25 protein-coding genes and 1 pseudogene are annotated in these 26,244 nt (G+C 72.9%); 11 read left to right on the forward strand and 15 right to left on the reverse strand.

The genetic code is table 11. The annotated features are described in order from the left end of the window. Nucleotides 1-39 precede the first annotated feature (39 nt). Together AC1Z4A_RS06015 and AC1Z4A_RS06020 are read left to right on the forward strand one after the other, a co-directional pair. Nucleotides 40-933, forward strand: coding sequence for a sterol desaturase family protein (locus AC1Z4A_RS06015; RefSeq protein ID WP_483676789.1), 894 nt, complete (start codon nucleotides 40-42; stop codon nucleotides 931-933). Further along, nucleotides 930-1,652, forward strand: a complete 723-nt coding sequence (locus AC1Z4A_RS06020; RefSeq protein WP_483676790.1) for a lysoplasmalogenase — start codon at nucleotides 930-932, stop codon at nucleotides 1,650-1,652. Before AC1Z4A_RS06015 ends, AC1Z4A_RS06020 begins: the two co-directional genes overlap by 4 nt. On the opposite strand, the gene AC1Z4A_RS06025 is transcribed toward AC1Z4A_RS06020, so the two are convergent. Further along, nucleotides 1,607-3,154, reverse strand: a complete 1,548-nt coding sequence (locus AC1Z4A_RS06025) for a S8 family peptidase (RefSeq protein ID WP_483676791.1) — start codon at nucleotides 3,152-3,154, stop codon at nucleotides 1,607-1,609. The genes AC1Z4A_RS06020 and AC1Z4A_RS06025 overlap by 46 nt on opposite strands. 567 nt (nucleotides 3,155-3,721) lie before the next feature. Here AC1Z4A_RS06025 and AC1Z4A_RS06030 point away from each other — a divergent pair. The 3 genes from AC1Z4A_RS06030 to moaA all read left to right on the forward strand — a co-directional run bounded on the left by AC1Z4A_RS06030 (nucleotide 3,722) and on the right by moaA (nucleotide 6,892). Beyond that, nucleotides 3,722-4,111 (forward strand): DUF485 domain-containing protein, encoded by a 390-nt coding sequence (locus AC1Z4A_RS06030; RefSeq protein WP_483676792.1) that lies wholly within the window; start codon nucleotides 3,722-3,724, stop codon nucleotides 4,109-4,111. After that, the gene (locus tag AC1Z4A_RS06035) at nucleotides 4,108-5,766 is read left to right on the forward strand and encodes a solute symporter family protein (protein ID WP_483676793.1); all 1,659 of its coding nucleotides are present in this window, start codon (nucleotides 4,108-4,110) and stop codon (nucleotides 5,764-5,766) included. Before AC1Z4A_RS06030 ends, AC1Z4A_RS06035 begins: the two co-directional genes overlap by 4 nt. A gap of 136 nt (nucleotides 5,767-5,902) precedes the next feature. Continuing rightward, nucleotides 5,903-6,892, forward strand: coding sequence for a GTP 3',8-cyclase MoaA (gene moaA / locus AC1Z4A_RS06040; protein ID WP_483676794.1), 990 nt, complete (start codon nucleotides 5,903-5,905; stop codon nucleotides 6,890-6,892). A 397-nt stretch (nucleotides 6,893-7,289) separates the two neighbouring features. Here the strand turns inward: moaA and AC1Z4A_RS06045 are convergent, their stop codons facing one another. Next, nucleotides 7,290-7,511: a hypothetical protein gene (locus tag AC1Z4A_RS06045; protein ID WP_483676795.1), complete on the reverse strand. Its 222-nt coding sequence runs from the start codon at nucleotides 7,509-7,511 to the stop codon at nucleotides 7,290-7,292. A gap of 215 nt (nucleotides 7,512-7,726) precedes the next feature. Beyond that, nucleotides 7,727-8,125 (reverse strand): DUF3099 domain-containing protein, encoded by a 399-nt coding sequence (locus tag AC1Z4A_RS06050; RefSeq protein ID WP_483676796.1) that lies wholly within the window; start codon nucleotides 8,123-8,125, stop codon nucleotides 7,727-7,729. Between the two features lie 199 nt (nucleotides 8,126-8,324). Here AC1Z4A_RS06050 and AC1Z4A_RS06055 point away from each other — a divergent pair, with 199 nt between their 5' ends. Then, a complete protein-coding gene (locus AC1Z4A_RS06055) occupies nucleotides 8,325-8,606 on the forward strand; it encodes a GlsB/YeaQ/YmgE family stress response membrane protein (RefSeq protein WP_483676797.1) in 282 nt (93 codons plus the stop codon). Between the two features lie 110 nt (nucleotides 8,607-8,716). Here AC1Z4A_RS06055 and tyrS read toward each other — a convergent pair whose 3' ends face one another. The 3 genes from tyrS to AC1Z4A_RS06070 form a co-directional block, all read right to left on the reverse strand. Then, nucleotides 8,717-10,120 (reverse strand): tyrosine--tRNA ligase, encoded by a 1,404-nt coding sequence (gene tyrS, locus AC1Z4A_RS06060; RefSeq protein WP_483676798.1) that lies wholly within the window; start codon nucleotides 10,118-10,120, stop codon nucleotides 8,717-8,719. A 131-nt stretch (nucleotides 10,121-10,251) separates the two neighbouring features. Further along, a complete protein-coding gene (locus AC1Z4A_RS06065) occupies nucleotides 10,252-11,661 on the reverse strand; it encodes a metallopeptidase TldD-related protein (protein WP_483676799.1) in 1,410 nt (469 codons plus the stop codon). Next, nucleotides 11,658-13,187, reverse strand: a complete 1,530-nt coding sequence (locus AC1Z4A_RS06070; protein WP_483676800.1) for a TldD/PmbA family protein — start codon at nucleotides 13,185-13,187, stop codon at nucleotides 11,658-11,660. Before AC1Z4A_RS06070 ends, AC1Z4A_RS06065 begins: the two co-directional genes overlap by 4 nt. A 208-nt stretch (nucleotides 13,188-13,395) precedes the next feature. Here AC1Z4A_RS06070 and AC1Z4A_RS06075 point away from each other — a divergent pair, with 208 nt between their 5' ends. The 3 genes and pseudogenes from AC1Z4A_RS06075 (at nucleotide 13,396) to AC1Z4A_RS06085 (ending at nucleotide 17,092) form a co-directional block, all read left to right on the forward strand. Further along, the gene (locus tag AC1Z4A_RS06075) at nucleotides 13,396-14,391 is read left to right on the forward strand and encodes a DEDDh family exonuclease (RefSeq protein WP_483676801.1); all 996 of its coding nucleotides are present in this window, start codon (nucleotides 13,396-13,398) and stop codon (nucleotides 14,389-14,391) included. Nucleotides 14,392-14,448: 57 nt separating this feature from the next. Next, nucleotides 14,449-15,273, forward strand: a complete 825-nt coding sequence (locus AC1Z4A_RS06080; protein WP_483676802.1) for an SURF1 family cytochrome oxidase biogenesis protein — start codon at nucleotides 14,449-14,451, stop codon at nucleotides 15,271-15,273. A 29-nt stretch (nucleotides 15,274-15,302) separates the two neighbouring features. After that, nucleotides 15,303-17,092 (forward strand): annotated as a pseudogene (locus tag AC1Z4A_RS06085) (glycoside hydrolase family 15 protein). Nucleotides 17,093-17,102: 10 nt separating this feature from the next. Here AC1Z4A_RS06085 and amaP read toward each other — a convergent pair. The 5 genes from amaP to AC1Z4A_RS06110 are packed head-to-tail and all read right to left on the reverse strand — an operon-like array spanning nucleotide 17,103 to nucleotide 19,379. Then, nucleotides 17,103-17,699 (reverse strand): alkaline shock response membrane anchor protein AmaP, encoded by a 597-nt coding sequence (amaP, locus tag AC1Z4A_RS06090; protein WP_483676803.1) that lies wholly within the window; start codon nucleotides 17,697-17,699, stop codon nucleotides 17,103-17,105. Nucleotides 17,700-17,706: 7 nt separating this feature from the next. After that, entirely contained in the window at nucleotides 17,707-18,303 is a 597-nt protein-coding gene (locus tag AC1Z4A_RS06095) for a DUF6286 domain-containing protein (protein WP_483676804.1), read from the reverse strand. Further along, nucleotides 18,300-18,635: an Asp23/Gls24 family envelope stress response protein gene (locus AC1Z4A_RS06100; protein ID WP_483676805.1), complete on the reverse strand. Its 336-nt coding sequence runs from the start codon at nucleotides 18,633-18,635 to the stop codon at nucleotides 18,300-18,302. Before AC1Z4A_RS06100 ends, AC1Z4A_RS06095 begins: the two co-directional genes overlap by 4 nt. Before the next feature lie 45 nt (nucleotides 18,636-18,680). Then, complete coding sequence (locus AC1Z4A_RS06105) at nucleotides 18,681-18,881, reverse strand: hypothetical protein (RefSeq protein ID WP_483676806.1); 201 nt, start codon at nucleotides 18,879-18,881, stop codon at nucleotides 18,681-18,683. Between the two features lie 39 nt (nucleotides 18,882-18,920). Next, entirely contained in the window at nucleotides 18,921-19,379 is a 459-nt protein-coding gene (locus AC1Z4A_RS06110; protein ID WP_483676807.1) for an Asp23/Gls24 family envelope stress response protein, read from the reverse strand. Nucleotides 19,380-19,466: 87 nt separating this feature from the next. Between AC1Z4A_RS06110 and AC1Z4A_RS06115 the strand changes: the two genes are divergently transcribed. Beyond that, a complete protein-coding gene (locus AC1Z4A_RS06115; RefSeq protein ID WP_483676809.1) occupies nucleotides 19,467-20,144 on the forward strand; it encodes a hypothetical protein in 678 nt (225 codons plus the stop codon). 9 nt (nucleotides 20,145-20,153) lie between these two features. Here the strand turns inward: AC1Z4A_RS06115 and AC1Z4A_RS06120 are convergent, their stop codons facing one another. The 3 genes from AC1Z4A_RS06120 to AC1Z4A_RS06130 all read right to left on the reverse strand — a co-directional run bounded on the left by AC1Z4A_RS06120 (nucleotide 20,154) and on the right by AC1Z4A_RS06130 (nucleotide 23,270). Beyond that, nucleotides 20,154-20,945, reverse strand: coding sequence for an enoyl-CoA hydratase/isomerase family protein (locus AC1Z4A_RS06120; RefSeq protein WP_483676810.1), 792 nt, complete (start codon nucleotides 20,943-20,945; stop codon nucleotides 20,154-20,156). 129 nt (nucleotides 20,946-21,074) lie between these two features. Further along, complete coding sequence (locus tag AC1Z4A_RS06125; RefSeq protein ID WP_483676811.1) at nucleotides 21,075-21,296, reverse strand: helix-turn-helix domain-containing protein; 222 nt, start codon at nucleotides 21,294-21,296, stop codon at nucleotides 21,075-21,077. 375 nt (nucleotides 21,297-21,671) lie between these two features. Continuing rightward, entirely contained in the window at nucleotides 21,672-23,270 is a 1,599-nt protein-coding gene (locus AC1Z4A_RS06130; RefSeq protein ID WP_483676812.1) for an ABC-F family ATP-binding cassette domain-containing protein, read from the reverse strand. A 278-nt stretch (nucleotides 23,271-23,548) separates the two neighbouring features. Here AC1Z4A_RS06130 and ypfJ point away from each other — a divergent pair, with 278 nt between their 5' ends. Continuing rightward, nucleotides 23,549-24,439 (forward strand): KPN_02809 family neutral zinc metallopeptidase, encoded by an 891-nt coding sequence (ypfJ, locus tag AC1Z4A_RS06135; protein ID WP_483676813.1) that lies wholly within the window; start codon nucleotides 23,549-23,551, stop codon nucleotides 24,437-24,439. Nucleotides 24,440-24,773: 334 nt separating this feature from the next. On the opposite strand, the gene AC1Z4A_RS06140 is transcribed toward ypfJ, so the two are convergent. Next, nucleotides 24,774-26,186 (reverse strand): hypothetical protein, encoded by a 1,413-nt coding sequence (locus AC1Z4A_RS06140; RefSeq protein ID WP_483676814.1) that lies wholly within the window; start codon nucleotides 26,184-26,186, stop codon nucleotides 24,774-24,776. Nucleotides 26,187-26,244 lie beyond the last annotated feature (58 nt).

Consider the following 26,244-nt stretch of genomic DNA (forward strand, 5'->3'; position numbering starts at 1 on the left):
CCCTAGCCGCAGGCCAGTCGGCGCGCTTATGGTGCCGCCATGCCGCACCTTCCCGATGTCGTGCTGTGGTCCGTGCCCGCCTTCGTCCTGCTCACCGCGCTGGAGTTGGTGAGCTACCGGCTGCATCCCGACGACCACTCCGAGGGCTACGAGACCAAGGACGCGGCGACCAGCATCACCATGGGGCTGGGCAGTCTGGCCTTCGACGCCCTGTGGAAAGTCCCGATCGTCGCGATTTATACGGCCATTTACGAACTGACGCCGCTGCACGTGCCCGTGGTGTGGTGGACGCTGCCGCTGATGCTCCTGGCGCAGGACTTCTTCTACTACTGGTCGCACCGGAGCCACCACATGGTGCGGATCCTGTGGGCCTGCCACGTGGTGCACCACTCCAGCCGGAAGTTCAACCTGACCACCGCGCTGCGGCAGCCGTGGACGACGCTCACGGTCTGGCCGTTCTATGTGCCGATGGTGGCGCTCGGGGTGCACCCGGCGGCCGTGGCGTTCTGCTCGTCGGTCAGCCTCGTCTACCAGTTCTGGGTGCACACCGAGCGGGTCGGCCGGCTCCCCCGACCCTTCGAGTACGTGCTGAACACGCCCTCCCACCACCGCGTCCACCACGCCTCCCAGGGCGGCTACCTGGACCGCAACTTCGGCGGGATCCTGATCGTCTGGGACCGGCTGTTCGGCTCGTTCGTGCCGGAGCGGGAGCGGCCCGTCTACGGGCTGACCAAGAACATCGGCACCTACAACCCGCTGCGGGTGGCCACCCACGAGTACGCGGCCATCGCCCGTGACCTCAAGGCGGCGAGCAGCTGGCGGGAGCGGGCCGGCCGGGTCTTCCGGGGGCCGGGCTGGCAACCGGCCGGCACGGGTCCGGCGCCGGCGTCCCCCACGCCCGGGGCCGCCGCGGTGCCCGAGCGGGTCGCGTGAGGCGGGTCCGCGCGGACCGGGCCGCGGCGGCGGTATTCGCCGCCGTGGCGGCCGTGCACCTGGCTGCGCTCCCCGCGGGCGGCTCCGCCGTCGCCCACGCCACCAAGCCGGCCCTGATGCCGCTCGTGGCCGCGTACGTGCTCGCGTGCGGCGGGCCGCGGCTGCTCGCCGCGGCGCTGCTGTTCGGGTGCGGCGGCGATGTGCTGCTGCAGTTCGACGGCGGCGTGCCCTTCCGGCTCGGCATGGCGTCGTTCGCGGCCGGGCACGTGTGCTACCTGGTGCTGTTCGCCCGGTACGGCACCTCGGGCGGGGCGCGTACGTACCGGCTCGCGGGGGCCTACGCCGCCGCCTGGCTCGGCACGGTCGCGCTGCTGTGGCCCGGCCTGGAGGCGGGGCTGCGGCTGCCGGTCGCGCTCTACAGCCTGCTGCTGACGGCGATGGCGCTCGGCGCCACCCGGGCCCGGTCGTGGACGGCGGCGGGCGGGGTGCTGTTCATGCTGTCGGACACGCTCCTCGCGACCGGCCTCGCGCGGTGGCCGCAGGCGCCCTCCCCGCAGTTCTGGGTGATGCTCACCTACATCGCGGCGCAGTGCCTGCTGGCGTACGGGGTGCTGGAGTGCCACCGCGCGGCGGGAGGGGCCGGACCGCTGCGGCCCGGCCCCTCCCCCGGCGGTCAGTCCTGGACCGCCGCCAGGGCGTCGACGATGCCGAAGCCGTAGAAGCCGTTGACGTGCTTGGTGCCGGTGCAGGTGGCCTTCCACTTACCGGTGCCGTCCGGGTCGTACCCGGCCGCCGGGCAGCCCGGGTTCTTCGCCTGGGCCTTGAGGAGCCACTGGATCTCCTGCGGGCTGGACTTGGGGTGCGCGCTCTTCAGCAGCGCCGCCACGCCGGCCACGTGCGGGCCCGCCATCGAGGTGCCCTGGAGGAAGCCCCAGTCGCCGCCGGGCAGCGTGGATAGGATGCGGCCGTCCTTGGCGGGCAGCTCGGGGGTGACGAGGCTGTCGCCGCCGGGGGCCGCGACGTCGATCTGGTTCACGCCGTAGTTGGAGTAGAACGACTTCTGCCCCGTGGGGCCGGTGGCGCTGACGGTGACGACGCCGGGCAGCTGGGCCGGGACGTCGAGGCACTTCGCGGGGTCGATCTTGCGCGGCAGCGGCTTGCTGTCGTTCGGGCTGCCGGTGTCGGTGATCTCCTTGGCCGCCAGGTCGAAGTTGGAGTTGCCCGCCGAGGCGACGTTGACGATGCCCTTGTCCTGCGCGTACTTGGCGGCCCGGCCGACCGCGTCGGCTATCGCCTTCTGGTCCGCGTTGTCGGGGCAGTTGAACATCCACGGGTCGACGTAGTAGCTGTTGTTCGTCACCGATATGCCGTGGTCGGCGGCGAAGACGAATGCGCAGACCACGCTCTCCGCGTAGAAGAACGAGTTGTCGTCCGGGGTGCTCACCTTGATGGCGGAGACCTTCACGCCCGGGGCGACGCCCGTCACGCCGACGCCGTTGCGGGCGGCGGCTATGGTGCCCGCGACGTGGGTGCCGTGGTAGTCCTTGGCCGGGTTGTGCGGCCGCCAGGCGCCGGGGCTGGTGTCGGCCTTGCCGGAGACGCAGCTCGCGGACTGGCTCGCGGAGAAGTTCGGGGCGAGGTCGGGGTGGGTGTCGTCCACGCCGGTGTCTATGACGCCGACGGTGACCTTCCGGCTGCCCGGGTTGACCTTCGCGGCCTTGTCGGCGCCGATCGCGCCGATGTCCCACTGGAGGCCCTCCAGCGGCTCCTTGCCGGAGGCGCTCGAGCGGGCGAGGGACGCGGCGCCGTCCTTGGTGAGCTTGAGCTTCTCCGGCTTGCCGTAGTCGGTGGTGGCGGCCGAGGTGATGGGGGCGGTGCGGGTGGCGCCGGCCGACTGCACGCCGGGGACCGCGCGCAGCGTCGTGCCGAAGTCGGGGTTCTTGGAGTGGGCGACGATGACGCCGATCCGGTCGTAGGAGACCACCACGGTTCCGCCCGCCTGGGCGACAGCCTTCTTCACCTTGGCGAGGGTGGCGCGGTCGGTGCCGGTGTTCACCACGTACGAGAGCAGCGGACCGTCCGTCGTGACGGCCTTCGCGGCCGGAACGTCCTGCGGGGCGGCCGAGGCCGTGCCGGGCAGGAAGCCGAGGGAGGCAGTGAGAGCCAGTCCGACCGGGGCCGCCAGCAGGGCGTGCCGCCGTCTGGAACGCAGAGGAGCCATGGGTTCTCCACATCATCCGGAAAGCCGCCCTGTCGCACGGATGTGCGCGGGCGGGTACATGACGAGTGAAGCTAGCGCCGGTAGTGGCTCGCGGGCAATGAATTCCTCAAGAAACCTGTGATGGACTGGGCAGTTCCGGTGCTGATGGCTCCTGATGACGCTCCGTCAGAGTCCGTCGGCCGATCCGACGGGCGTCAGGACGGGACGCCCGGCTCCCGCAGGGTGTCGATGCTCAGGGGCGGCAGCGGGACCCTCGGCCCGTACCAGCGGCCCGCCCTCGGCAGGGCGGCCGGCGGGCGGTCCGTGCTCACCGCCGGTATGGGCGCCGTCAACCTGACGCTTCCGAAAGGCCGTCGACCGGGGGACGCCGGTGACGGCGTCGGGACAGTGCTCACACCAGGGTCAACGAGGCCGGACGCGGGCGGTTTTGGCCCGTCGGGCCACCGCTGCGACATACGCCGAACCGCCCCCTGTCGCATACTGCGGTGTCGCTCTACGATGCGTGATCCGAGTCACAGGGCTTGGCTCGCGCTCCCCTCTCACTCGTCTCACTCGTCAGGAGAGACCGTGGACTCAGAAGAGGCCGTGGGTACCCCACCGACCACAGTCGAGGAGCCGGGCGAGCCCGCTCGGCCCGCCGTCCCCGCCCAGCCCGAACGTTTCACCGACACCCAGGCGAGCCCCGAGTTCGCCGAACTGCGCCGGGCGCACCGCTCCTTCGCCTTCCCGCTCACCGTCGCCTTCGTCGCCTGGTACCTGCTCTACGTACTGCTCTCCAACTACGCCGGCGGGTTCATGGACACCACGGTGGTGGGCAACATCAACGTCGCCTTCGTGTTCGGGCTGGCCCAGTTCCTCACCACCTTCCTGATCGCCTGGTGGTACGCGCGGCACGCCGCGGAGAAGATCGATCCCAAGGCCGAGGCCCTCAAGGCCCGTCTGGAGGCGGCGGAATGAGCACGGGAACCACCACTGCCGTCCTCGGCGCCGCCGGGCAGCCGCTGGCCGCCGCCGGGGGCGCGGGCGAGCACCGCACCCTGATCATCACCCTGTTCTCCGTCTTCGTCGCCGTGACCCTCGGCATCACGGTGTGGGCGGGCCGGCAGACCAAGGACGCCACCGACTTCTACGCAGGCGGGCGCTCCTTCACCGGCTTCCAGAACGGCCTGGCCATCTCCGGCGACTACATGTCCGCCGCGTCGTTCCTGGGCATCGCCGGGGCCATCTCGCTCTTCGGCTACGACGGCTTCCTGTACTCCATCGGCTTCCTGGTGGCCTGGCTGGTCGCCCTGCTGCTGGTGGCCGAGCCGCTGCGCAACTCCGGCCGCTTCACCATGGCGGACGTGCTGGCCCACCGGCTGAAGCAGCGGCCGGTCCGCACCGCCGCGGGCACCTCGACCATCGTCGTCTCGATCTTCTACCTGCTGGCCCAGATGGTCGGCGCGGGCGCCCTCGTGGCCCTGCTGCTCGGGGCCACCGGCGAGGGGTCGCGGCGCTGGATCATCGCCCTGGTCGGCCTGGTGATGGTGCTGTACGTGACCATCGGCGGGATGAAGGGCACCACCTGGGTGCAGATCGTCAAGGCGGTGCTGCTCATCGCGGGCACGCTCCTGATCACCGTCCTGGTGCTCAACAAGTTCAACTGGAACCTCTCCACCCTCCTCGGCCACGCCGCCGAGGCCAGCGGCAAGGGCAAGGCGTTCCTGGAGCCCGGTCTGCAGTACGGCAAGGACGGCACCTCCAAGCTCAACTTCATCTCGCTGGGCCTGGCGCTCGTGCTGGGCACGGCCGGGCTGCCGCACATCCTGATCCGCTTCTACACCGTCCCGACCGCCAAGGCCGCCCGCAAGTCGGTGAACTGGGCGATCGGCATCATCGGCGCCTTCTACCTCATGACCATCGCGCTGGGCTTCGGGGCCGCGGCCCTGGTCGGCCCCAAGGCGATCGTCGCCTCCAACGAGTCCGGCAACACGGCGGCACCGCTGCTCGCCGAGGAGGTCGGCGGCGGCGCGGGCTCCACGGGCGGCGCGATCCTGCTGGCCGTCATCTCCGCGGTCGCCTTCGCGACCATCCTCGCCGTGGTCGCGGGCCTCACCCTGGCCTCGTCCGCCTCCTTCGCCCACGACCTGTGGGCCAACGTCATCCGGAAGGGGAAGACGGACGAGAAGGAGGAGATCCTCACCGCCAAGTTCGCCGCCGTCGCCATCGGTGCGATCTCCATCGTGCTGGGCATCTTCGCCCACCGGCTCAACGCGGCCGCGCTGGTGGCGCTCGCCTTCGCCGTGGCCGCCTCGGCCAACCTCCCGACGATCCTCTACAGCCTCTTCTGGAAGCGCTTCACCACCCAGGGCGCCCTGTGGTCGATCTACGGCGGGCTGGTCTCCTCGGTCACGCTGGTGATCCTCTCCCCAGTCGTCTCCGGCAACCCGAAGGCGCTCTTCCCCGGCATGAGCTTCGACTACTTCCCGCTGGGCAACCCGGGCCTGGTCTCCATCCCGCTCGGCTTCGTGCTCGGCTGGGCGGGCTCGCTGCTCTCCAGGCCGGCGCCGGAGCAGCAGCGCAAGTACGCGGAGCTGGAGGTGCGCTCGCTGACGGGGTACGGGGCGCACTGAGGCCCCGCTCCCCCGTACGCCGCCGTGCCCTGCGGCCCCTCCCGCGCATGCTCGTACGCCGTTCATTCACGGATCGCGTACGCTGCGGACGAGTGAACGAACGAGCGTTCCATCGTCCGGCGGGAGGGGCCGCAGCGTGCTCATCGACACCTATGGGCGGACCGCCACGGACCTCCGCGTCTCCCTGACCGACCGCTGCAACCTCCGCTGCACCTACTGCATGCCCGAAGAGGGCCTCCAGTGGCTGGCCAAGCCGGACCTCCTCACCGACGACGAGATCGTCCGCCTGGTCCGGATCGCGGTCACCGACCTCGGCGTCACCGAGGTCCGCTTCACCGGCGGCGAGCCCCTGCTGCGGCCCGGCCTCGTCTCCGTCGTCGAGCGCTGCGCCGCGCTCTCGCCGCGGCCCCGGCTGTCGCTGACCACCAACGGCATCGGCCTGGCCCGCACGGCCCGCGCCCTGAAGGACGCCGGCCTGGACCGGGTGAACGTCTCCCTCGACACCCTGCGCCCCGAGGTCTTCGCCGCCCTGACCCGGCGCAAGCGCCACCAGGACGTCCTGGACGGCCTCGCCGCGGCCCGCGCCGCCGGGCTCGTCCCGGTCAAGGTCAACGCCGTGCTGATGCCCGGCCTCAACGACGACGAGGCGCCCGAGCTGCTGGCCTGGGCCGTGGCCAACGGCTATGAGCTGCGCTTCATCGAGCAGATGCCGCTCGATGCGCAGCACGGCTGGCAGCGCGAATCCATGATCACCGCGGCGGATGTGCTGGCGAGCCTGCGCACCCGCTTCGACCTCACCCCCGAGGGGGCCGACGAGCGCGGCGCCGCGCCGGCCGAGCGCTGGCTCGTCGACGGCGGCCCCGCGCGCGTGGGCGTCATCGGCTCGGTCACCCGCCCGTTCTGCGGCGCGTGCGACCGGACGCGGCTGACGGCGGACGGGCAGGTGCGCACGTGCCTGTTCGCGACGGAGGAGTCGGACCTGCGGGGGGCGCTGCGGGCGGGTGCGTCGGATGCGGTGATCGCGGGGCTGTGGCGGACGGCGATGTGGGGCAAGAAGGCGGGCTCGGGGCTGGACGACCCGTCGTTCCTGCAGCCGCGGCGCCCGATGTCGGCGATCGGGGGGTAGGGGGGTCTTTCCCCGATCCCGCCCCTTCCCGAAACCGGGGGCAAGCCCCCGGGCCCCGGGCCCCGTGGCCCCTCGCGCTGCGCGCGGGGGCAAGGCTCGGGGGCTCCGCCCCCGGACCCCCGCTCCTCAAACGCCGGAGGGGCTGAATTTGCCCCGGGAACGGGGCGGGGGAGGCGAAGCCCCGCGTTTCGCCCCCGCGCGGAGCGCGAGGGGGCAGGGGGACGGAGGCCCCCGGGTTTCGGCCCCGGCGCGTAGCGCGAGGGGCCACCGGGGGGCCGGGGGCGCAGCCCCCCGCTCCTCCCTCCCCCCTGGGGGTCCGGGGGCGGAGCCCCCCACGCGGCGGAGCCGCAAATCGATACAGCCGGGAAGGGGCGGGATCGGGGAAAGAACACCCCCCTCAGCGCTCCCCCGCCTCCCACTCCTCCAAGCGCACCACGTCCTTCAAAAAGCCGCGCAGCGAAAGGAAGTTGGACAGGTGCTCGCGGTGCTCGTCGCAGGCGAGCCACGTCTTGCGGCGCTCAGGCGTGTGCAGCTTCGGGTTGTTCCACGCCAGGACCCAGACCGCGGCGGCGCGGCAGTCCTTGGCGGAGCAGATCACGGCGTTCTCGGGGGAGTTCATGCCCTGGACTCTACGAAACCGTCCGCGGACACGGCGACGCCGGGCAGCCACGGGGGGAGCCGCCCGGCGTCGGTCTGTCGCTCCGACGGGGGATGCGGAGCGCCTACGAAGTATGTCACGGGGGGCCTGCCGCAGGGCACCGATCCACATGATTGATCTGAGGTTTTCTTGAGCTTGTCACACCGTCCTCGGGGCGGTCCCCCGGAACCGGAGGATCAGCCGTGGTCATGCTCCTGATCGGGCCGGCCCGGGTGATCGGCTTCCGGGACGGGTTCCGCCGCGCCCCCGGCGGGACCGGTCGTCAGCATCGGCCGGGTCGGCGCCGGGACGAACGTACCGGGCAGTGAAGGGGCGTTCTCCCGGCCCGCGTTGGCGATCACGACGGCCACGTACGGCAGGAGTGCGCCCAGGACGAGGGTCCCGATGGCAACGAAGCGCTCGACGTTCCACAGAATCACGGTGAGCACCACGGAGAGGGTGCGGATCCCCATCGAGATGACGTACCGGCGCTGGCGCCCGCGCACGTCCTCCGCGAGGCCCCGACGTGCTCCGGTGATCCGGAAGACCTCGGTGTCGCCGTGCTTCCGCATCACGTTCCACCACCCGACTGCCATGCCGACGCCCTTCGGGCTCGTACGTACTCAACGTTACGCCGCGGCCCTGCCGCCGACGAGACCGGGTCGGGCCGGTCCTGGCTCCGCGAAAGGGCAGCCGACGTGCGCATACGGCGTACGGACGGCTCCGACGTGCGCCGTACGGGGCGCGGCCCCAGAATGGCTGGGCACGCCATATCGCTCCGTGTGAGGAGGCGGCATGACCTGGGTCTGGGCAATCATCGTCGGACTGGTCCTGGGACTGATCGCCAAGGCGATCATCCCCGGCAAGCAGCAGATCCCGCTGTGGCTCACGATCATCCTGGGCATGATCGGCGCCGCGCTCGGCAACTGGGCGGCCGGCGGGCTGGGCGTGGAGCACACCAGGGGCATCGACTGGATCCGTCACCTCCTGCAACTGGCCGGTGCGGTCGTCATGGTCGCGATCGGGGACCGGCTGTGGCCCGCGGTGCGGGGCGGCGGCGGGCGCAGGGCCACCTGAGGCGGTCGCGGAGGAGTCGGGAAGACACGAAGAGGGGGCCGGTGCGCGGCGTGCGCACCGGCCCCCTCGGGGAACCGCCCGGGCCCTTACAGCCTCACAGCGTTACGGCCTTACAGCCCGCGCAGTTCGGCGATCTTGCGTCCGGCCTTGAGGTAGACCCCGGTCACCGAGCGTCCGGCCAGCAGCTCCCGGGCCACCTCGCCCAGCGGGCGGATGGCGTCGGCCTCGGCCAGCACCACGGCGTCCTGGCCGTCGTCGGACTGGAAGACCAGCCGCAGGCCGTTCTGCTTGGCGACCCGGCGGGCGGCGGAGGCGCTGGGCTGGAAGCCGAGCACCTTGCTGAGCACGGCCGTGGCCGGCTCCTCGCCGTACTCCGCCAGCTCCACCACCGGCGTCTCGACGTCGGTGAAGCTCTTCTTCGAGAACTGCGCGACGAAGCCCGCGCGGGCGGCCATCGCGGCCTCCACGCCGTACAGCGCGGCCACGACCTCGCCCGCGAGGACCTTCTTCAGGTCCATCGGGTGCAGGGACTTGTCCTCGATGCGGGCCAGGACCTGGGCGATCTCCTGGTCCGTCCACTCCGTCCACGCCTTGAGGTAGGGCTCCATCAGCCGGTCCGGGACCGACATGATCTTGCCGAAGACGTCGTCGGCGGGAGCGGAGAGGCCGACGTAGTTGCCCTTGGACTTGGACATCTTGGCGCCGGTGCCGTCCGTGCCCTCGATGAGCGGCATCGTGACGACCAGCTGCGGCTTCTGGCCGTGCACCTCCATGAGCTTGCGGCCCATCTGGAGGTTGAGCAGCTGGTCGGCGCCGCCCAGCTCCACGTCGCAGTCGAGCGCCACGGAGTCCAGGCCCTGGGCGATCGGGTAGAGCAGCTCCGACATGGTCAGGCCGGAGCCCGTGGCGAGGCGGTTGCGGAAGTCCTCGCGCTGGAGCAGCTGGGAGACCGGCACCTGCGAGAGCAGGCCGAGCAGCTCCGGGAAGGTGTACGGCGCCAGCCACTCGCTGTTCTGCCGGAAGCTGACCTTCTCGAAGTCGAAGAACGGCCGCACCTGGTCGCGGTAGCCCGCGAGGTTGGCGGCGATGTCCTCGTCGGTCAGCGGGGGGCGCTCCGCCGTGCGGCCCGTCGGGTCGCCGATCTTGGCGGTGAAGTCGCCGATCAGCAGGGTGACGTCGTGGCCCATGCGCTGGAAGCGGCTGAGGATGATCACCGGCACGGCGTGGCCGAGGTGCACGTCGGCGGCCGTCGGGTCGATGCCCAGCTTGATGCTCAGGCCCTTGCCCTCGGCCCGGCGCGCCTCGATCCGCTCGGCGAGCTTGCTGACCGCGGGCAGCACCTCGACCGTGCGGGCGGCGATCAGCTCGGCCTGGTCCTTCGCCGACAGGTCCGTCAGGTCCAGATAGCGCCTCGCCTTCGTCTCCGTGAGCAGCTGCTGCACGGTCGATTCTGCGGAGAGGTCCTGCGCCAGCAAGGCGCTGGCGCGCGCGACGGAGTCGCCGAGGCGTGTCATCGTGACGTTCCTGTGGGTCGTGGTTCTCGGATGAAGGACGAGGCCGAGTCTATTTGCTCGCGGAGTCCCCCCGCTCGTGCGTTCCCGCGTACGTTCCCGCGTACGTTCCGCCGGGGGCGGTCGGCCTGCGGTCAGACGCCCTTGCTGACCGAACTCATGTTGAAGTCCGGAATGCGCAGGGCGGGCATGGCCGCACGGGTGAAGTAGTCGCCCCACTCGCGCGGCAGCGTCGGCTCGGTGCGGCCGGCCTCGGTGGCCCGGGACAGCAGGTCCACCGGCGATTCGTTGAAGCGGAAGTTGTTGACCTCGCCGACGACCTCCCCCTGCTCCACCAGGTAGACGCCGTCCCGGGTCAGCCCGGTGAGCAGCAGCGACGCCGGGTCCACCTCGCGGATGTACCAGAGGCAGGTGAGCAGCAGGGCGGGGCCGTCGTGGCCGCTGGCGGCGACCATCTCGGCGAGGGAGCGGGTGCCGCCCGCGTCCAGGATGAGGTTGTCGGTGTAGGGGGTGACGGGGAAGCCCGTCAGGCCGGCGCTGTGCCGGGTGGTGAGCAGGTTCTCCAGGGTGCCCTCGCGGATCCAGTCCGTGGCGGTGACCGGCAGTCCGTTGTCGAAGACGGACACGTCGTCGCCCGAGGTGCCGGTCAGGACGAACGGCGCGCACTCCAGGCCCGGCGCGTGCGGGTCGCTGCGCAGGGTGAGCGGCAACCGGGAGAGCTTCTCCCCCACCCGGGTGGCCCCGCCGGCCTTGGAGAAGACCGTGCGGCCCTCGGCCGCGTCGCGCGCCGAGGCCGACCACTGCTGGTAGACGAGCAGGTCGGCCACGGCGGTGGGCGGCAGCAGCGTCTCGTACCGCCCGGCCGGCAGCTCCACCTTCTTCCGGCCCGCCCAGGCCAGCCGCTCGGCCAGCTCGGCGTCCAGCGCGCGGGGGTCCACGTCCGCGAAGTCCCGGGTGGCCCGGCCCGCCCATGCGGAGCGCGCCCGGTCCGGGGTCTTGGCGTTCAGCTCCAGGCTGCCGGTGGGCTGGTCGTGGCGGAGCCGCAGGCCGGTGGAGGTGCCGAGGTAGGAGGAGACGGTCTCGTGGCGGGCGAAGCCGTACAGCTCCCGGCCCTCGGCGCGGGCCCGCGCGAAGGCCTCGCCCAGGGCGGGGGCGAAGCCGTCGAAGACGGCCGAGGAGGTCTCGGCGGGCGCATCGGTGAAGCCGGGCGACTGCGGCACGCCGGTCACCAGCGGCTGGGCGTCCTCCGCGGGCCCGGCGTCCCGGGCGGCGGCCTCCGCGGCCCGCACCAGCGGCTCCAGCTCGTCCGCGGTGACGGCGGAGCGGGTCACGGAGCCGGAGGCCGTGCCCTCCTTGCCGTCGACGGTCGCGACGACGGTGAGGGTGCGGCCGCGGGTGACGCCGTTGGTGGTGAGCGCGTTGCCGGCCCAGCGGAGGTTGGCGGTGGACTCCTCGGAGGCGATCACGATGCAGCCGTCGGCACGCGACAGCGCGAGGGCGCGCTCGACGATCTCGTGCGGCCGGTTGTCCTTACGGGGGCTCATCGACCCGCCTCCTGCGTGGTGTTAAGGATGTTGACCTGCTGGAAGAGCGCCGAAGGACAGCCGTGCGAGACCGCGGCGACCTGGGCCGGCTGGGCCTTGCCGCAGTTGAAGGCGCCGCCCAGGACGTACGTCTGCGGGCCGCCGAGGGCCGTCATGGAGCCCCAGAAGTCGGTCGTGGTCGCCTGGTACGCAAAGTCCCGGACCTGACCGCTGAGGCGGCCATTCCGGATTGCGTATGCCCTCTGACCCGTGAACTGGAAGTTGTAGCGCTGCATATCGATGGACCACGACCGGTCCCCCACCACATAGATGCCGTGCTCCACCCCGGAGATCAGCTCCTCGGTGGAGGGCCCGTCCGGCGCGGGCTGCAGCGAGACGTTCGCCATCCGCTGCACGGGCACGTGGGAGGGCGAGTCGGCGTACGCGCAGCCGTTGGAGCGGTCCTGGCCGGTGAGGCGGGCGATCCGCCGGTCCAGCTGGTAGCCGGTCAGGACGCCGTCCTTGACCAGGTCCCAGGACTGGGCCGCCACGCCCTCGTCGTCGTAGCCGATCGTGGCCAGGCCGTGCTCGGCGGTCCGGTCGCCGGTGACGTTCATGATCTCCGCGCCGTAGCGGAGCGTGCCCAGCAGGTCGGGCGTCGCGAAGGACGTGCCCGCGTACGCGGCCTCGTAGCCGAGCGCCCGGTCCAGCTCGGTGGCGTGGCCGATCGACTCGTGGATCGTCAGCCACAGGTTGGACGGGTCGATCACCAGGTCGTACGCGCCCGCCTGCACGCTCGGGGCGCGCATCTTCTCGGCCAGGAGGGCGGGGATCTCCTCCAGTTCGGCGTCCCAGTGCCAGGCGCCCGGCCCGCCCGTCAGGTACTCCCAGCCGCGGCCGACGGGGGGCGCGAGGGTGCGCATGGAGTCGAAGCCGCCGGTCTTCTCGTCCACGGCCACCGCCGTCAGCTGCGGGTGGAGCCGCACGCGCTGCTGGGTGGTCGTGGTGCCCGCGGAGTCCGCGTAGAACTTGTTCTCGTGCACCGTGACGAGCGAGGCGTCCACGTGGGCCACGCCGTCCGCGGCCAGCAGCCGCTCGCTCCACTCGGCGAGGAGCCCGGTCTTGTCGGAGTCCGGCACCTCGAAGGGGTCGATCCCGTACGACGACACCCAGGTCCGCTCCGCGTGCACCGGCTCGTCCGCCAGCTCCACCCGCTCCCCGGAGCCGGCCGCCGCGATCACCTTGGCGGACAGCTTGGCCATCGCCACTGCCTGGGAGGCGACCCGTGCGGCGCCGTCCATCGTCAGGTCCACACCGGAGGCGAATCCCCAGGTGCCGCCGTGCACAACCCGGACCGCATACCCCAGGTCGGTGGCGTCCGACGAGCCCGACGGCCGGGCGTCCCGCAGCCTCCACGACGCGCTGCGCACCCGCTCGAACCGGAAGTCCGCGTGCTCGGCCCCCAGCGCGCGGGCCCGCGCGAGCGCCGCGTCGGCCAGTGGGCGGAGGGGCAGCGCGAGGAATGACGGATCGATCTCATGGGGCACGGTCCACTCTCCTTCTGGTGTGTGTCCGCAGTGAACCATGCCCCCGATGGGTGGAGAGCAGCCATTCCTCCTGACTTCCTCTGCGGTCGGCGGGGCCCGCGCCGGGGAGCGGTGTCCGTCTTCCGGGTGACAGGGGTCCGTGCGGTGCGGGCCGGGACCGACCGGCCGCTTCGGTCACTGTCAGCGGTGGCCCGTAAGCTCTTGGACCATGCTCGAAGACCGTACCGACGCTGCATCGCCCAGCCCGTGGCCGGCCGCGTATCCCGAGGGGTACGCGGTCGTCGACGTGGAGACCACCGGGCTCGCCCGGGACGACCGGATAGTGTCGGCCGCGGTCTACCAACTGGACGCCCGGGGCCGGGTGGAGGACCAGTGGTACACGCTGGTCAACCCCGAGCGGGACCCCGGTCCGGTGTGGATCCACGGGCTCACCTCCGAAGTCCTCTCCGGTGCGCCGCTGTTCCGGGAGATCGCCGGGGAGTTCGCGCAGCGGCTGGAGGGGCGGGTGCTCGTCGCGCACAACGCGGCCTTCGACTGGTCGATGATCGCGCGGGAGTACGCCCGGGCCGAGTCCGCCGCCCCCGTGCGGCAGCGGCTGTGCACCATCGCGCTCTCCAAGGAGCTGGGGCTGCCGCTGCCCAACCACAAGCTGGAGTCGCTGGCCGCGCACTACGGCGTCGTGCAGCAGCGCGCCCACCACGCGCTGGACGACGCCCGGGTGCTCGCGGAGGCGTTCCGGCCGAGCCTGCGGATGGCAGCCGAGGCAGGGCTGCGGCTGCCGCTGCTGGCGTGCCAGCCGCTGACCGAGTGGTCCGACGGGCCGTCGGCGGCCGTGCGCTCGGCGCGGATCGGCTACCAGCCGTCCTACCGGCCGCAGACCTGGCGGCAGAGCCGCAGGCGGCCCGCGTGCCCGTATCCCAACCCCGGCCGGTACCGGCCGGGCGGGCAGCTCGTGCAGGGCATGCGGGTGGCGTTCTCCGGGGACACCTCCATCGACCGCGAGCTGCTGGAGGACCGGGCCGTCGAGGCCGGGCTGCACGTCGCGACGAGTGTGTCCCGGCTCACCAGTCTGCTGGTCACCAACGACCCCGAGTCCCCCACGTCCAAGACCGCCAAGGCCCGTTCGTTCGGCACGCCCGTGGTGGACGAGGCGGCGTTCGTGCAGCTCCTGTCGCATGTGACCCCGGCGGCGGGCGGCGCCTGACGGCCGGGCGGAGCCCCGCCGACCGGGGGGCGAACCCCACCAGGTACCGTCAAATGCGTGTACCGCTTCCTGCTGACCCGGCAGTGGGTGATCCTCACGCTCGTGGGGCTCGTCCTGATCCCGGTGATGATCAGACTGGGCTTCTGGCAGCTCCACCGCCACGAGCAACGGGTTGCGCGCAACGACCGGATCGCGCACAGCCTCGGGTACACGCCCGTACCCGTCACCGAGCTGACCGCGCCCGGCCGGGACGTCCCGGGGGAGAACGTCTGGCGCCGGGTCACGGCCACCGGTACGTACGACACCGCGGGCGAGGTCGTCGCCCGCTACCGGACCGACGAGTCGGGCAAGTCCGGCTTCATGGTCATCACTCCGCTCGTCCTCGACGACGGCACGGCGCTGCTCGTCAACCGCGGCTGGATCCCCGCCGACGCCGGGCAGCTGGAGTTCCCCAAGGTCCCGGACGCGCCCAAGGGAAGGATCGCGGTCACCGGGCGGCTGCGCGCCGACGAGACCGCGGGCAGCGGCATCAAGGACACCAAGGGCCTGCCGCCCCGCATGATCATGATCATCAACAGTGAGCGGCAGGCCAAGGAGCTGCACCGGCCCGCGCTCGGCGGCTACATCGAGCTGATCTCCCCCACGGCGAAGGGCCAGCCCCAGCTCGTCCCGGGCCCGGATCACAGCAGCATCGGCAACCACATGGCGTACGCCGTGCAGTGGTGGCTGTTCTCCGCGTTCGTGCCCGTCGGCTGGGTCATCCTGGTCCGCCGCGAGCGCCGCGACCGCGCCGCACAGGCGGCATCGGATGCACAGGATGCCGCTGCGGCCGGCCCGGAGCAGGCCGGCGACGTCGCCCGGACAGCCGCTCCCCCGGAGTAACCCCCGCACCGGCTGGGAAGTCGCTTCGCGTGGCAGCTCTCATCGAGGACTACGCGCTCATCGGCGATCTCCAGACGGCAGCCCTCGTCGGCCGCGACGGCTCGGTCGACTGGCTCTGCCTGCCCCGCTTCGACTCGGCGGCCTGCTTCGCCGCCCTCCTCGGCGACGAGGACAACGGCCACTGGCGGCTCGCCCCCGCCACCGGCGGCGCCTGCACCCGGCGCGGCTACCTCGAGGACTCGCTCGCCCTGGAGTCCGTCTGGGAGACCCCGGCCGGGACCGTCAAGGTCACCGACTTCATGCCGCAGCGCGACCGCGCCCCCGACCTCGTCCGCATCGTCGAGGGCGTCAGCGGCAGCGTCGAGATGCTGGGCGTGCTGCGGCTGCGCTTCGGCTACGGCGAGATCGTCCCCTGGATGAGACGGAGCGACGGCCACCGCGTCGCCGTCGCCGGTCCCGACTCGGTCTGGCTGCGCAGCGAGCCCGCCGTGCACACCTACGGGAAGGACTTCAGCACCCGCTCCGAGTTCACCGTCGGGGCAGGGGAGAAGGTGGCGTTCGTGCTCACCTGGCACCCCTCCCACGAGCCCCGGCCCCGGTGGTCGACCCGCACGAGGCGCTGAGCCACTGCCTGGCGGACTGGCGCGCCTGGGCGGGCCGCTGCCGCTACCGAGGCCCGTACCGGGAGGCGGTCGTCCGCTCCCTGATCACCCTCAAGGCCCTCACCTACGCCCCCACCGGCGGCATCGTGGCCGCGCCCACCACCTCCCTGCCGGAGGAGATCGGCGGCGTCCGCAACTGGGACTACCGCTACTGCTGGCTGCGCGACTCGGCCCTCACCCTGGACGCCCTGCTCTCCCTCGGGTACGAGGAGGAAGCCACCGCCTGGCGGGACTGGCTGCTGCGCGCGGTGGCCGGCGACCCGGCCGACCTCCAGATCATGTACGGGCTGGGGGGCGAGCGCCGGCTGCCCGAGGCGGAGCTGCCCTGGCTGCCGGGCTACGAGCAGTCGTACCCGGTCCGCGTCGGCAACGGCGCCGTCGAGCAGCTCCAGCTCGACGTCTACGGCGAGGTCATCGACACCCTGCACATCGCCCGCCGGGGCGGCCTGCACGTGGAGCCGCACGCGTGGAACATCCAGCGCTGCTTCCTGGAGTTCCTGGAACAGCACTGGCGCGAGCCCGACCAGGGCCTGTGGGAGATGCGCGCGCCGCGCCGCCACTTCGTGCACTCCAAGGTGATGTCCTGGGTCGCCGCCGACCGCGCGGTCCGCGCCCTGGAGGCCGACCGCAGCCTGCGCGGCGACCTCGACGGCTGGCGGGCCATGCGCGACGAGGTCCACCGCGAGGTGTGCGAGGAGGGCTACGACGCCGAACGCGGCGCCTTCACCCAGCACTACGGCTCGCCCGAACTCGACGCGGCCACCCTGCTCATCCCCCGCGTCGGCTTCCTGCCGCCCGACGACCCGCGCGTCGTGGGCACCGTCGACGCGGTGCGCCGGGAGCTGACGCAGGGCGGGTTCGTCCGCCGCTACAGCACGGACGGCAAGCCGGTCGACGGGCTGCCCGGCGGCGAGGCGACGTTCCTGGTCTGCTCGTTCTGGCTCGCCGACGCGCTGCATCTGACGGGGCGGACGAAGGAGGCCCGCGAGCTCTTCGAGCAGCTGCTGGGCCTGCGCAACGACGTGGGGCTGCTGGCCGAGCAGTACGACCCCGACACCGGCCGTCAGCTGGGCAACTACCCCCAGGCGTTCAGCCACCTCGGCCTGATCGGCACCGCGCTGCTGCTCTCGGACACCCCTCGCGGCGCGGCGGAGTGAACGCGACGGCTCACTCGACGCGCTCGGCGCGGTGGCGCACCGCGCGGAGCCGGACCTCCGCCGGGAGCCGCTCCAGCCCGGCCGACCTTCTCGCCTGATGCAGGACGTCGGCGCGGAGCCGGTCCAGGGCCTCGGCGGGGGCCGCGTGCGGGGCGAGCGTCAGGCCGATCCCGGCCTCGGGGGCCGTGCGGCGCCCGTGCAGGGCGACCAGGGCGTGGTCGACGCCGTCCAGCGCCGACGCCTCGGCGGCGAGCGCATCCTCCAGCGCCCGGCCGCGCACCACGACCACCTGACCGTCGCCGCTGTCGACCAGCAGCTCCCGCAGCCGGCGCCGCCGCAGCTGGGCGAGCAGCCACCACAGGGCCAGCAGCACCAGGACCGCCAGCGCGGCGAGGACCGTCGGCCACCACCAGCCGCGCCCGCGCCACCTGCGCCGGCCGGCGTCCGTGAGCAGGACGTCGTGCGGCCCGGCGAAGGGCCGGCCGGACGGCAGGGTGAGGCCCCAGCGCCGCTGGAGGTCCAGCGAGGCGATCAGCACGGCGGCGCCCAGCGCCAGCAGCAGCACCCCGGTCAGCCCGATCAGCACCCGGTTGACCGTCCTCAGCACCGTGCGCTCACCCCTTCGCCGGTCGGTGTACGTGCACGGACAGCGAGGGCTCCCGGGTGAGGCCCAGCTCCCGGACCCCCTCCGCCAGCGCGGAGTTGACGTCCGTGCGCACCTCGTCCAGGTCGCGGAAGTGGGACTGGGCGCGCGCCCGCACCACGCGCCGCCCGACGTCGACGCGCACGGACCGCACGCCCGGCACCTCCATCGCCCGGTCCCGCAGCACCAGCGCGGCGGCCCGCCGGTCGAGGCCGGCCCGCAGGTCCGGGGAGTCGTGCCGCATCGGCAGCACACCGCGCAGGCCCGGCGTGACCGCCAGCACGACGAGCCAGAGGCCGAGGACCACGGCCACGGCGGCACCCGCGATCACCCAGCCGTCGTCGAGATGACGGGTGGCCAGTTCGTGCGCGAGGCGGTGGCGCCAGCCCATGGCCCGGCGGCCCGCCCGGACGGCGGCGACGTCGTAGAGGAAGGCCGCGGCACCCGCCAGCACCACGGCCGCGACGAGGGCGGCGGGCAGACGGCGCACGGACCAGAAGCGGTGCCCGCACGCGGACGCGCCTTCGGCCTCCGCGGCGGCGCGGTGCCGTCCGGCGCCGCCGCTCATCGCACCCGCTCCCCGGCCGCACGGTCCAGGTGCGGCGAGTGGAGCCGCTCCACCGTGATCACGACCTCCGGGACCTCCATCCCGGCCAGCCCGCGCAGGCGTTCGACGACCTGCCGGCGCACGGCGCGGCAGCGGGCGGCGATGTCCACCGGGTAGCCCAGCTCCACCGCGACCCTGACCCTGGCCGACTGCTCGTGCACCACCACGGAGGCGTGCGGAGCCTCGTACCCCTCCCGCGCCGTGCCGCTCAGCGCCTCGCGCGCCGCCTGCGAGGCGATCTTCGCGACGACGCGGTCGGCGATGCGGGTCGCTCCGCGCTCGGCGGGCTCCACCGCGCGTCCTCCCCGGCCTCCCCGCACCCGGCCTCCCCGCACGCCCTACCTCCTGCGCTCGTCGCGGTCGCGCGGACGGAGCAGCCGCGAGAACTCGCCCGGCTCGAGGTCGCCGTCGAGGAACCGGCCCGCCACGAACCCGATGGTGCCCAGCGCCGCGACCAGCAGAAAGGCCCCGAACCCCCCGAAGTAGCCGGCGAATCCGAGCGCCATGCCGGCGATCAGGCCGACCACGGCCATGCTCATGGTGCGCTCCCAACTGGAGCCTGGGCTCCGGCTCCGGCTCTACTGGAGCCTGGGCTCCGGCTCTTCCTCTTCCTCGTCCGGCAGCTTGACGTCCGTCACTGCGATGTTGACCTCGACGACCTCCAGGCCCGTCATCCGCTCCACCGCCGTGATGACGTTTTCCCGCACCGCGCGCGCCACATCCGCGATCGCCACGCCGTAATCCACGACGATCTCCAGATCCAGCGCCGTCTGGACCTCACCGACCTCCGCCTTCACCCCACGGGCGACGGACCTGCCGCCGGGCACCCGGTCGCGCACCGCGCCGAAGGTGCGGGACAGGCCGCTGCCCATCGCGTGCACCCCCACCACATCACGGGCCGCGAGCCCGGCGATCTTCTCCACGACGCCGTCGGAGATGGTCGTCCGGCCGCGGTCGGCCGCTGCGACGGGGGTGGCGGCCTCCTTGGCCTCCCTGGCCTCTTTGGTCTGGCCGGTCCGGCTTGCGGTGTCGGTCATCCTCGATCGCCTCTCCTCCAGTCCTTTTGACACCATAAGCGGGCTTGCCGCGCTGCGCTTGGGCTTCGGGTGCGGCAGGCTGGGAACGTGGTCGCAGACCCTTGGGCAGAGGCGGTGCGGCAGCAGCTGCGGCTGGGCAGGATGCTGCCGCTGGGCGACGCGCGCGACGAGGCGTGGATCACGGAGGCCGCGGCGGCGGACGCGCTGCGGCATGCGGTGGCGCGGGCGGATCTGGGGGTCCGCCTGGAGTCGGTGCGGATCGACCTGGCCGGCCAGGAGGGCGGCCCGCACGGCCCGTTGCACGTGGCGGTGGACTTCGCGGCGCCCGGGGACCGGCCGTTTCCGGAGACGGCGGAGCGGGTGCGGGAGGTTGTGCGGGCGGGGTCGGACGAGCTGCTCGGGCTGGCGCTGGCGGGGGTGGATCTGCGGGTGACGGGGCTCCTGCCGGAGCCGCAGCCCCCGGAGCCTCAGGAGTCCCCGGAGCCCCCGGCTCCCTCGTCCGACCCTGCGGCAAGCCGCGATGTGCTGTCCGTTCCCGGTGTGAGCCGGCTGGCGCCGGTGCTGGGTGGGCCTCGTCATGAGGACTGGGTGCAGATTGCGGTGGTGGCGGGGGTTCGGGCGCTGGATGTGGTGAGGGGCGTGCGGGGGGTTGCGCCGGGGGTGGTGGTGCTGGTGACGGCGGTGGATTTTTCCCCGATCCCGCCCCTTCCCGAAACCGGGGGCTCCGCCCCCGGACCCCCGCTCCTCAAACGCCGGAGAGGCTGAGATTCCCCCTTACTCCCCCAGCCCCGCCAGGTCCCGCAGGCGTCGCGCCTGTGCCGCTCGTTCGGCGGTGCGCTGGTCGTCGTACGTGCGGCCCGCCGCACCCCGCAGCAGCGCCTTCGTCTCCACCACCGCATCCCGCGGCGCCGCCAGCAGAGCCGCCGTCAGGTCCTCGGCCGCCGCGGACAGTTCCGCGCCCGGAACGACCACATTGGCCAGGCCGATCCGCTCCGCCTCCGCCGCGCCCACGAAGCGGCCCGTCGCGCAGATCTCCAGGGCGCGGGCGTAGCCGACCAGCGACACCAGCGGCTGTGTGCCGCCCAGGTCGGGCACCAGGCCCAGGCTGGTCTCGCGCATCGCGAACTGCGCGTCGTCCGCGCACACCCGCAGGTCGCAGGCGAGCGCGAGCTGGAAGCCGGCGCCGATGGCGTGGCCCTGCACGGCGGCTATCGAGACGATGTCATTGCGCCGCCACCAGGTGAACGCCTGCTGGTACGTGGCGATTTCCGCGTCCAGCGCCTCGTCCGAGCCGCGCGCCAGGTCGAGGAAGGACGGCTCGCCGTCGAAGCCCTCGGGGGTGAACGCCTGGCGGTCGAGGCCCGCGGAGAAGGACTTGCCCTCGCCGCGGAGCACCACCACGCGCACCGAGCCCGGCAGCAGCCGCCCCGCCTCGGCCAGGGCCCGCCAGAGCGCGGGCGACTGGGCGTTGCGCTTCGCGGGGTTGGCGAGCGTGACGGTGGCCACCGCGTCTTCGACGACGAGCTGTACGCCGGCCTGGTCGAGCAGGGTAGTGCGGGCAGTCATGGGGCCCTCCGAATGGCCGCAGTCGCAATTGGTTGACTGCACAGTAACCACCCGGTCGGCCGGTCGGCCGACCGGGTGGGACTGTCCACACTGCCGTGTGCGTGCGTGTGCTCTCTCCGGTGCGCGGCGTCAGACCGAGGCGGCCTTCTTGCCGCGCGTCGCTCCGCCGCGACCCCGCAGGATCACGCCGGATTCACTGAGCATCCGGTGCACGAAACCATAGGAGCGGCCGGTCTCTTCGGCCAGCGCCCTGATACTCGCACCGGAGTCGTACTTCCTCTTCAGGTCTGCCGCGAGCTTTTCGCGCGCGGCGCCGGTCACCCGGCTGCCCTTCTTCAGAGTCTCGGCCACCCGTGCCTCCTCATGGGAGATGCGCCTCTTGACTCTCATGATCACCCCTTGGCCGCCTCCTGGCCACCCATTCGGCAAGGTCCATCCGAGGAGATTTCCGCGTTTTCGGCCGCCGGCAGGCCCTGGAGCAGGCGATTCCGGATGATCTCGCTCGTACGGCCGTACGGGTGGCCGGGCGAAGCGGCAGGTCAGGCGGGGCTCCGTGCCGCGCGGCGCGAACGGCGCCCCGCACCTCACACAGCGCGTGCGCCGGAGCACCCGGAGGCATCACGGTACGAGCCGCACTCACTCAGATGACGGATCACACGTCGGCCGAATGATCGGGACCGCACTGATCAAGCCATCGGCCGTCGGTGGGGCCGGTGGCGGGCGGGGTCAGGCGAGGGCGACCAGGTCCGCGTAGTCCGGTCCCCACAGGTCCTCGACGCCGTCGGGGAGCAGGATGATCCGCTCGGGCTCGAGCGCCTCGACGGCGCCCTCGTCGTGGGTGACCAGCACGACCGCGCCCGTGAAGGTGCGCAGCGCACCGAGGATCTCCTCGCGGCTGGCGGGGTCGAGGTTGTTGGTGGGCTCGTCCAGGAGGAGCACATTGGCGGAGGAGACGACCAGGGTGGCCAGGGCCAGCCGGGTCTTCTCGCCGCCGGAGAGCACCCCGGCCGGCTTGTCGACGTCGTCGCCGGAGAAGAGGAAGGAGCCGAGCACCTTGCGGACCTCGACGAGGTCGAGGTCGGGCGCGGCGGAGCGCATGTTCTCCAGGACCGTGCGCTCGGGGTCGAGCGTCTCGTGCTCCTGCGCGTAGTAGCCCAGCTTGAGCCCGTGGCCCGGGGTGACCTGGCCCGTGTCGGGCCGCTCGGTGCCTGCGAGCAGGCGCAGCAGGGTGGTCTTGCCGGCGCCGTTGAGGCCCAGGATGACGACGCGGGAGCCCCGGTCGATGGCCAGGTCGACGTCGGTGAAGATCTCCAGCGAGCCGTAGGACTTGGAGAGCCCCTCGGCCATGAGCGGGGTCTTGCCGCAGGGCGCGGGGTCGGGGAAGCGCAGCTTGGCGACCTTGTCGGAGACGCGCTCCGCCTCCAGGCCGGCCAGCAGCTTCTCGGCCCGGCGGGCCATGTTCTGCGCGGCGACGGTCTTGGTCGCCTTGGCGCGCATCTTGTCGGCCTGGGAGTTGAGGGCGGCGGCCTTCTTCTCGGCGTTCTGCCGCTCGCGCTTGCGGCGCTTCTCGTCGGCCTCGCGCTGCTGCTGGTAGAGCTTCCAGCCCATGTTGTAGACGTCGATCACCGAGCGGTTGGCGTCGAGGTAGAAGACCTTGTTGACGACGGTCTCGACGAGGTCGACGTCGTGGGAGATGACGATGAAGCCGCCGCGGTAGGTCTTCAGGTAGTCGCGCAGCCACGCGATGGAGTCGGCGTCGAGGTGGTTGGTCGGCTCGTCCAGGAGCAGGATGTCGGCGTCCGAGAAGAGGATCCGGGCCAGCTCGACGCGGCGGCGCTGACCGCCGGAGAGGGTGTGCAGCGGCTGGCCGAGGATGCGGTCGGGCAGGCCGAGGCTGGCGGCGATGGTCGCCGCCTCCGCCTCGGCGGCGTAGCCGCCCTTGGTCAGGAACTCCGTCTCCAGGCGCTCGTACCTCTTCATGGCCTTCTCGCGCGTGGCCCCCTGGCCGTTTGCCATGCGGTCCTCGTTCTCCCGCATCTTGCGCAGGACGGTGTCGAGGCCGCGGGCGGAGAGGATGCGGTCGCGGGCGAGCACGTCGAGGTCGCCGGTACGGGGGTCCTGCGGGAGGTAGCCGACCTCACCCGAGCGGGTGATGGTGCCGCCGGCGGGGAGGCCGTCGCCGGCGAGGCACTTGGTGAGGGTGGTCTTGCCGGCGCCGTTGCGGCCCACGAGGCCGATGCGGTCGCCCTTGGCGACGCGGAAGCTGGCCGACTCGATGAGGACGCGCGCGCCGGCGCGCAGCTCGATGCCAGAGGCGGTGATCACGGGTTTTCTACTCCAGGGCAGGAAGGACAGCGGAATGACGGACTGGGTCGTTTCGACGCCGTCTAATGCACGAGGAGGAATGCCATACGGACCAGTCTAACGGGGGCGCGCAAGCTGATTTCCGGGGTCGCCCGCGGGGCGCACGCGCCTTCGCACGCCGGAAGGGCGCAGGGGAAGCGGTTCGCGGATACTCGGGGTGGACAGCCCTCGGTGTGTACGTCCCCCGGCGGACAGCGCGACGGACAGCTCGACGGAGAGCGACGGAGAGGCGACTGGGCATGCAGTTCGACGACGACGCGGACCTGGACACCTCCCAGGTGCAGGACGAGCGCGGCAGCCGCATCCCGGGCGGCGGGCTCACCATCGGGGGCGGGATCGCCGGACTGCTCGCCCTGGTCCTGGGCCTGTTCTTCGGCATCGGCCCGCAGGAGCTGGGGCTCAGCTCCAGCGAGCCGGGGCCCCGGCCGTCGTCCAGCACGGACGCCCAGGTCTCGCAGTCCTGCCGTACGGGGAAGGACGCCAACGCCCGGCAGGACTGCCGGATCGTCGCCGTCGTCAACAGCGCCCAATCCTTCTGGGGCCAGGAGCTGCCGCACCACGGGCGCGCGTACACCCCGGCCTCGACGGTCTTCTTCACCGGCCGGGTGAACACGGCCTGCGGGGCGGCGACCTCGGCGGTGGGCCCGTTCTACTGCCCGGGCGACCGCAAGGTCTATCTGGACCTGGGGTTCTTCGACGAGCTGAAGACGAAGTTCGGGGCCACCGGGGGGCCGTTCGCCCAGGCCTATGTGGTGGCGCACGAGTACGGGCACCACATCCAGAACCTGATGGGCACGCTCGGCCGTGCGCAGGACCAGCGGACGGGGGCCGCAAGCAACTCGGTCAAGGTGGAGCTGCAGGCCGACTGCTATGCCGGGGTCTGGGCCCGGCACGCGACGACGACGCCCGAGAAGTCCACGGGCCGGCCGCTGATCAAGCAGCTGACCAAGGCGGACATCGACGACGGCCTGTCCGCGGCGGCGGCGGTCGGGGACGACCGGATCCAGGAGCGGTTCCAGGGGCGGGTGACGCCGGAGAGCTGGACGCACGGGTCGGCGGCGCAGCGGCAGCAGTGGTTCACGACGGGGTACGAGACGGGGGACGTGGGCCGCTGCGACACGTTCCGGTAGGGGTTCTTTCCCCGATCCCGCCCCTTCCCGCTGTATCCGATATGCGGCTCCGCCGCAGGGCGGGGGGCAAGCGCCCGGACCCCCCGGGGAGGAGGGAGCGGGGGCTGCGCCCCTGCCCCCCTCCCCGTGCCCCTCGCGCTGCGCGCGGGGGCCAAGGCTCGGGGGCTCTGCCCCCGGACCCCCGGTCCTCAAACGCCGGACGGGCTGAATTTGCCCCCGCGCGCAGCGCAAGGGGCCCCGGGGGCAGGGGGGCGCAGCCCCCGCTCCCCCACCCCCGGGGGTCCGGGGGCTCCGCCCCCGGTTTCGGGAAGGGGCGGGATCGGGGAAAGGACCCCTACGCCCCACCCCTGTGCACCTGGAACGCCGCTCGACGGACCGCCTTGGCCAGGGCCGGGTCCGGGTGGGCGGCGGCCAGGGCCACCAGGACCTGGACCGTGCGGGGGTGCCCCACCGCCCGTACCTCCTCCAGCAGGCCCGGCACCGTCCCCTGCACCGCCGATTCGAGGTGCCGCACCAGCAGCCGGCCCTCGCCGTGGTCCGCGACGGCGGCCGCGGTGTCCACCCACAGCCAGGTCGCCTCCTCCCGGGTGAGCACCTCCGCGGCATCCTCGGGGTCGCACCCCTCGTGCTCGGCCAGCCACAGCAGGGCGTACGGGCGCAGTACCGGCTCCTCGGCCACGGTGCGCACCTCCGGTTCGGCGGGCGCTCCGACGGCGCGCAGCGCCTCGAAGGCCAGCCCGCGGACCATCGCGTCGTCGCCGCGGGCCGCGTCGAGCAGCTCACCGACCGCGCTGCGGACGGGGCGCGCGGCGAGCCACGCGCGGTACTCGGCGCGGGCGGGGCCGGGGGTGAGGTCGGCGCAGCCGCGCAGCATGGCCTCGGCGGACAGCTCGATGTGCCCGGCGGGGCTCTGCGCAGCGACGCAGATCTGCTCGAGCTTGACCCACACCGCCCAGTTCCCGAGCGGGGTCAGGACGGCCTCGGTCCGGGGGCCCGCGCCGTCGCGCATGACGAGCGCGCCGACCGAGGCCAGGCCCTCCAGGGCCCAGTCGAGCAGCTCGGGCAAGGGATCGCCCGCAACGGGAGCAGGCGGCGCGGGCACGGCGGGGGCGCTGCCGTAGGGGACCTCGCAGCGCTCGGCGCGGATCTCGGCGACGCGCTGCTGGAGCAGGTCGAGCAGCATCGCCACGGAGACGGGCCCGGCCGACAGGTGCATGACGGACAGCAGCTGGGGGGCGGCCTCGACGACCTCGGCGGCGACGGTCGCGTCGGTGCCCGCGGGCTCGGGGTGGGCGAGGGACCAGGCGTCGAAGAGCGCGACCCAGCCGCGCAGCACGGCGCTGTCGTCGCGGTCCCAGGCCTGGAGGCGCCAGCCGGGGCGGGCGGTGCCGCCGTGGAGTTCGAGGAGTCCGGCGAGGCGGGCGCGGTCCCAGTCGGACCGCACCTGGCCGGCCGTCAGTTCCAGGGCGGCGGCGGCGCGCTCGGCCGTCTGCTCGCAGAGCCCGCCGGCCGCGCCGGGGCGGGGCATGGCGCCGCGGCGGCACTCCTCGGCAGCCCAGCGGGCCAGCCGCACCGCGCCCGCCAGCCCGGCTCTTGCCAGGCCGGCCAGTTCCGGCCGGGCCGGGGTGCCTGCGGGCGGGCGGGGGGCCGGGCGGGTGCCTCGGTTCGCCACGGCCCGGCGGGCGGCGGCGATCGGCTGTCGGGGGACGAGTCTGAGCCGGGAGTCGCGCGGAGTACGGGACGTCACAGGAGCAGTCTTGCCGTTCACGCTCCGAAAACCCAATCGGAATCAACTATCCAGCCGT

The sequence above is a fragment of the Streptomyces sp. 17_S59 genome, from assembly GCF_056930295.1.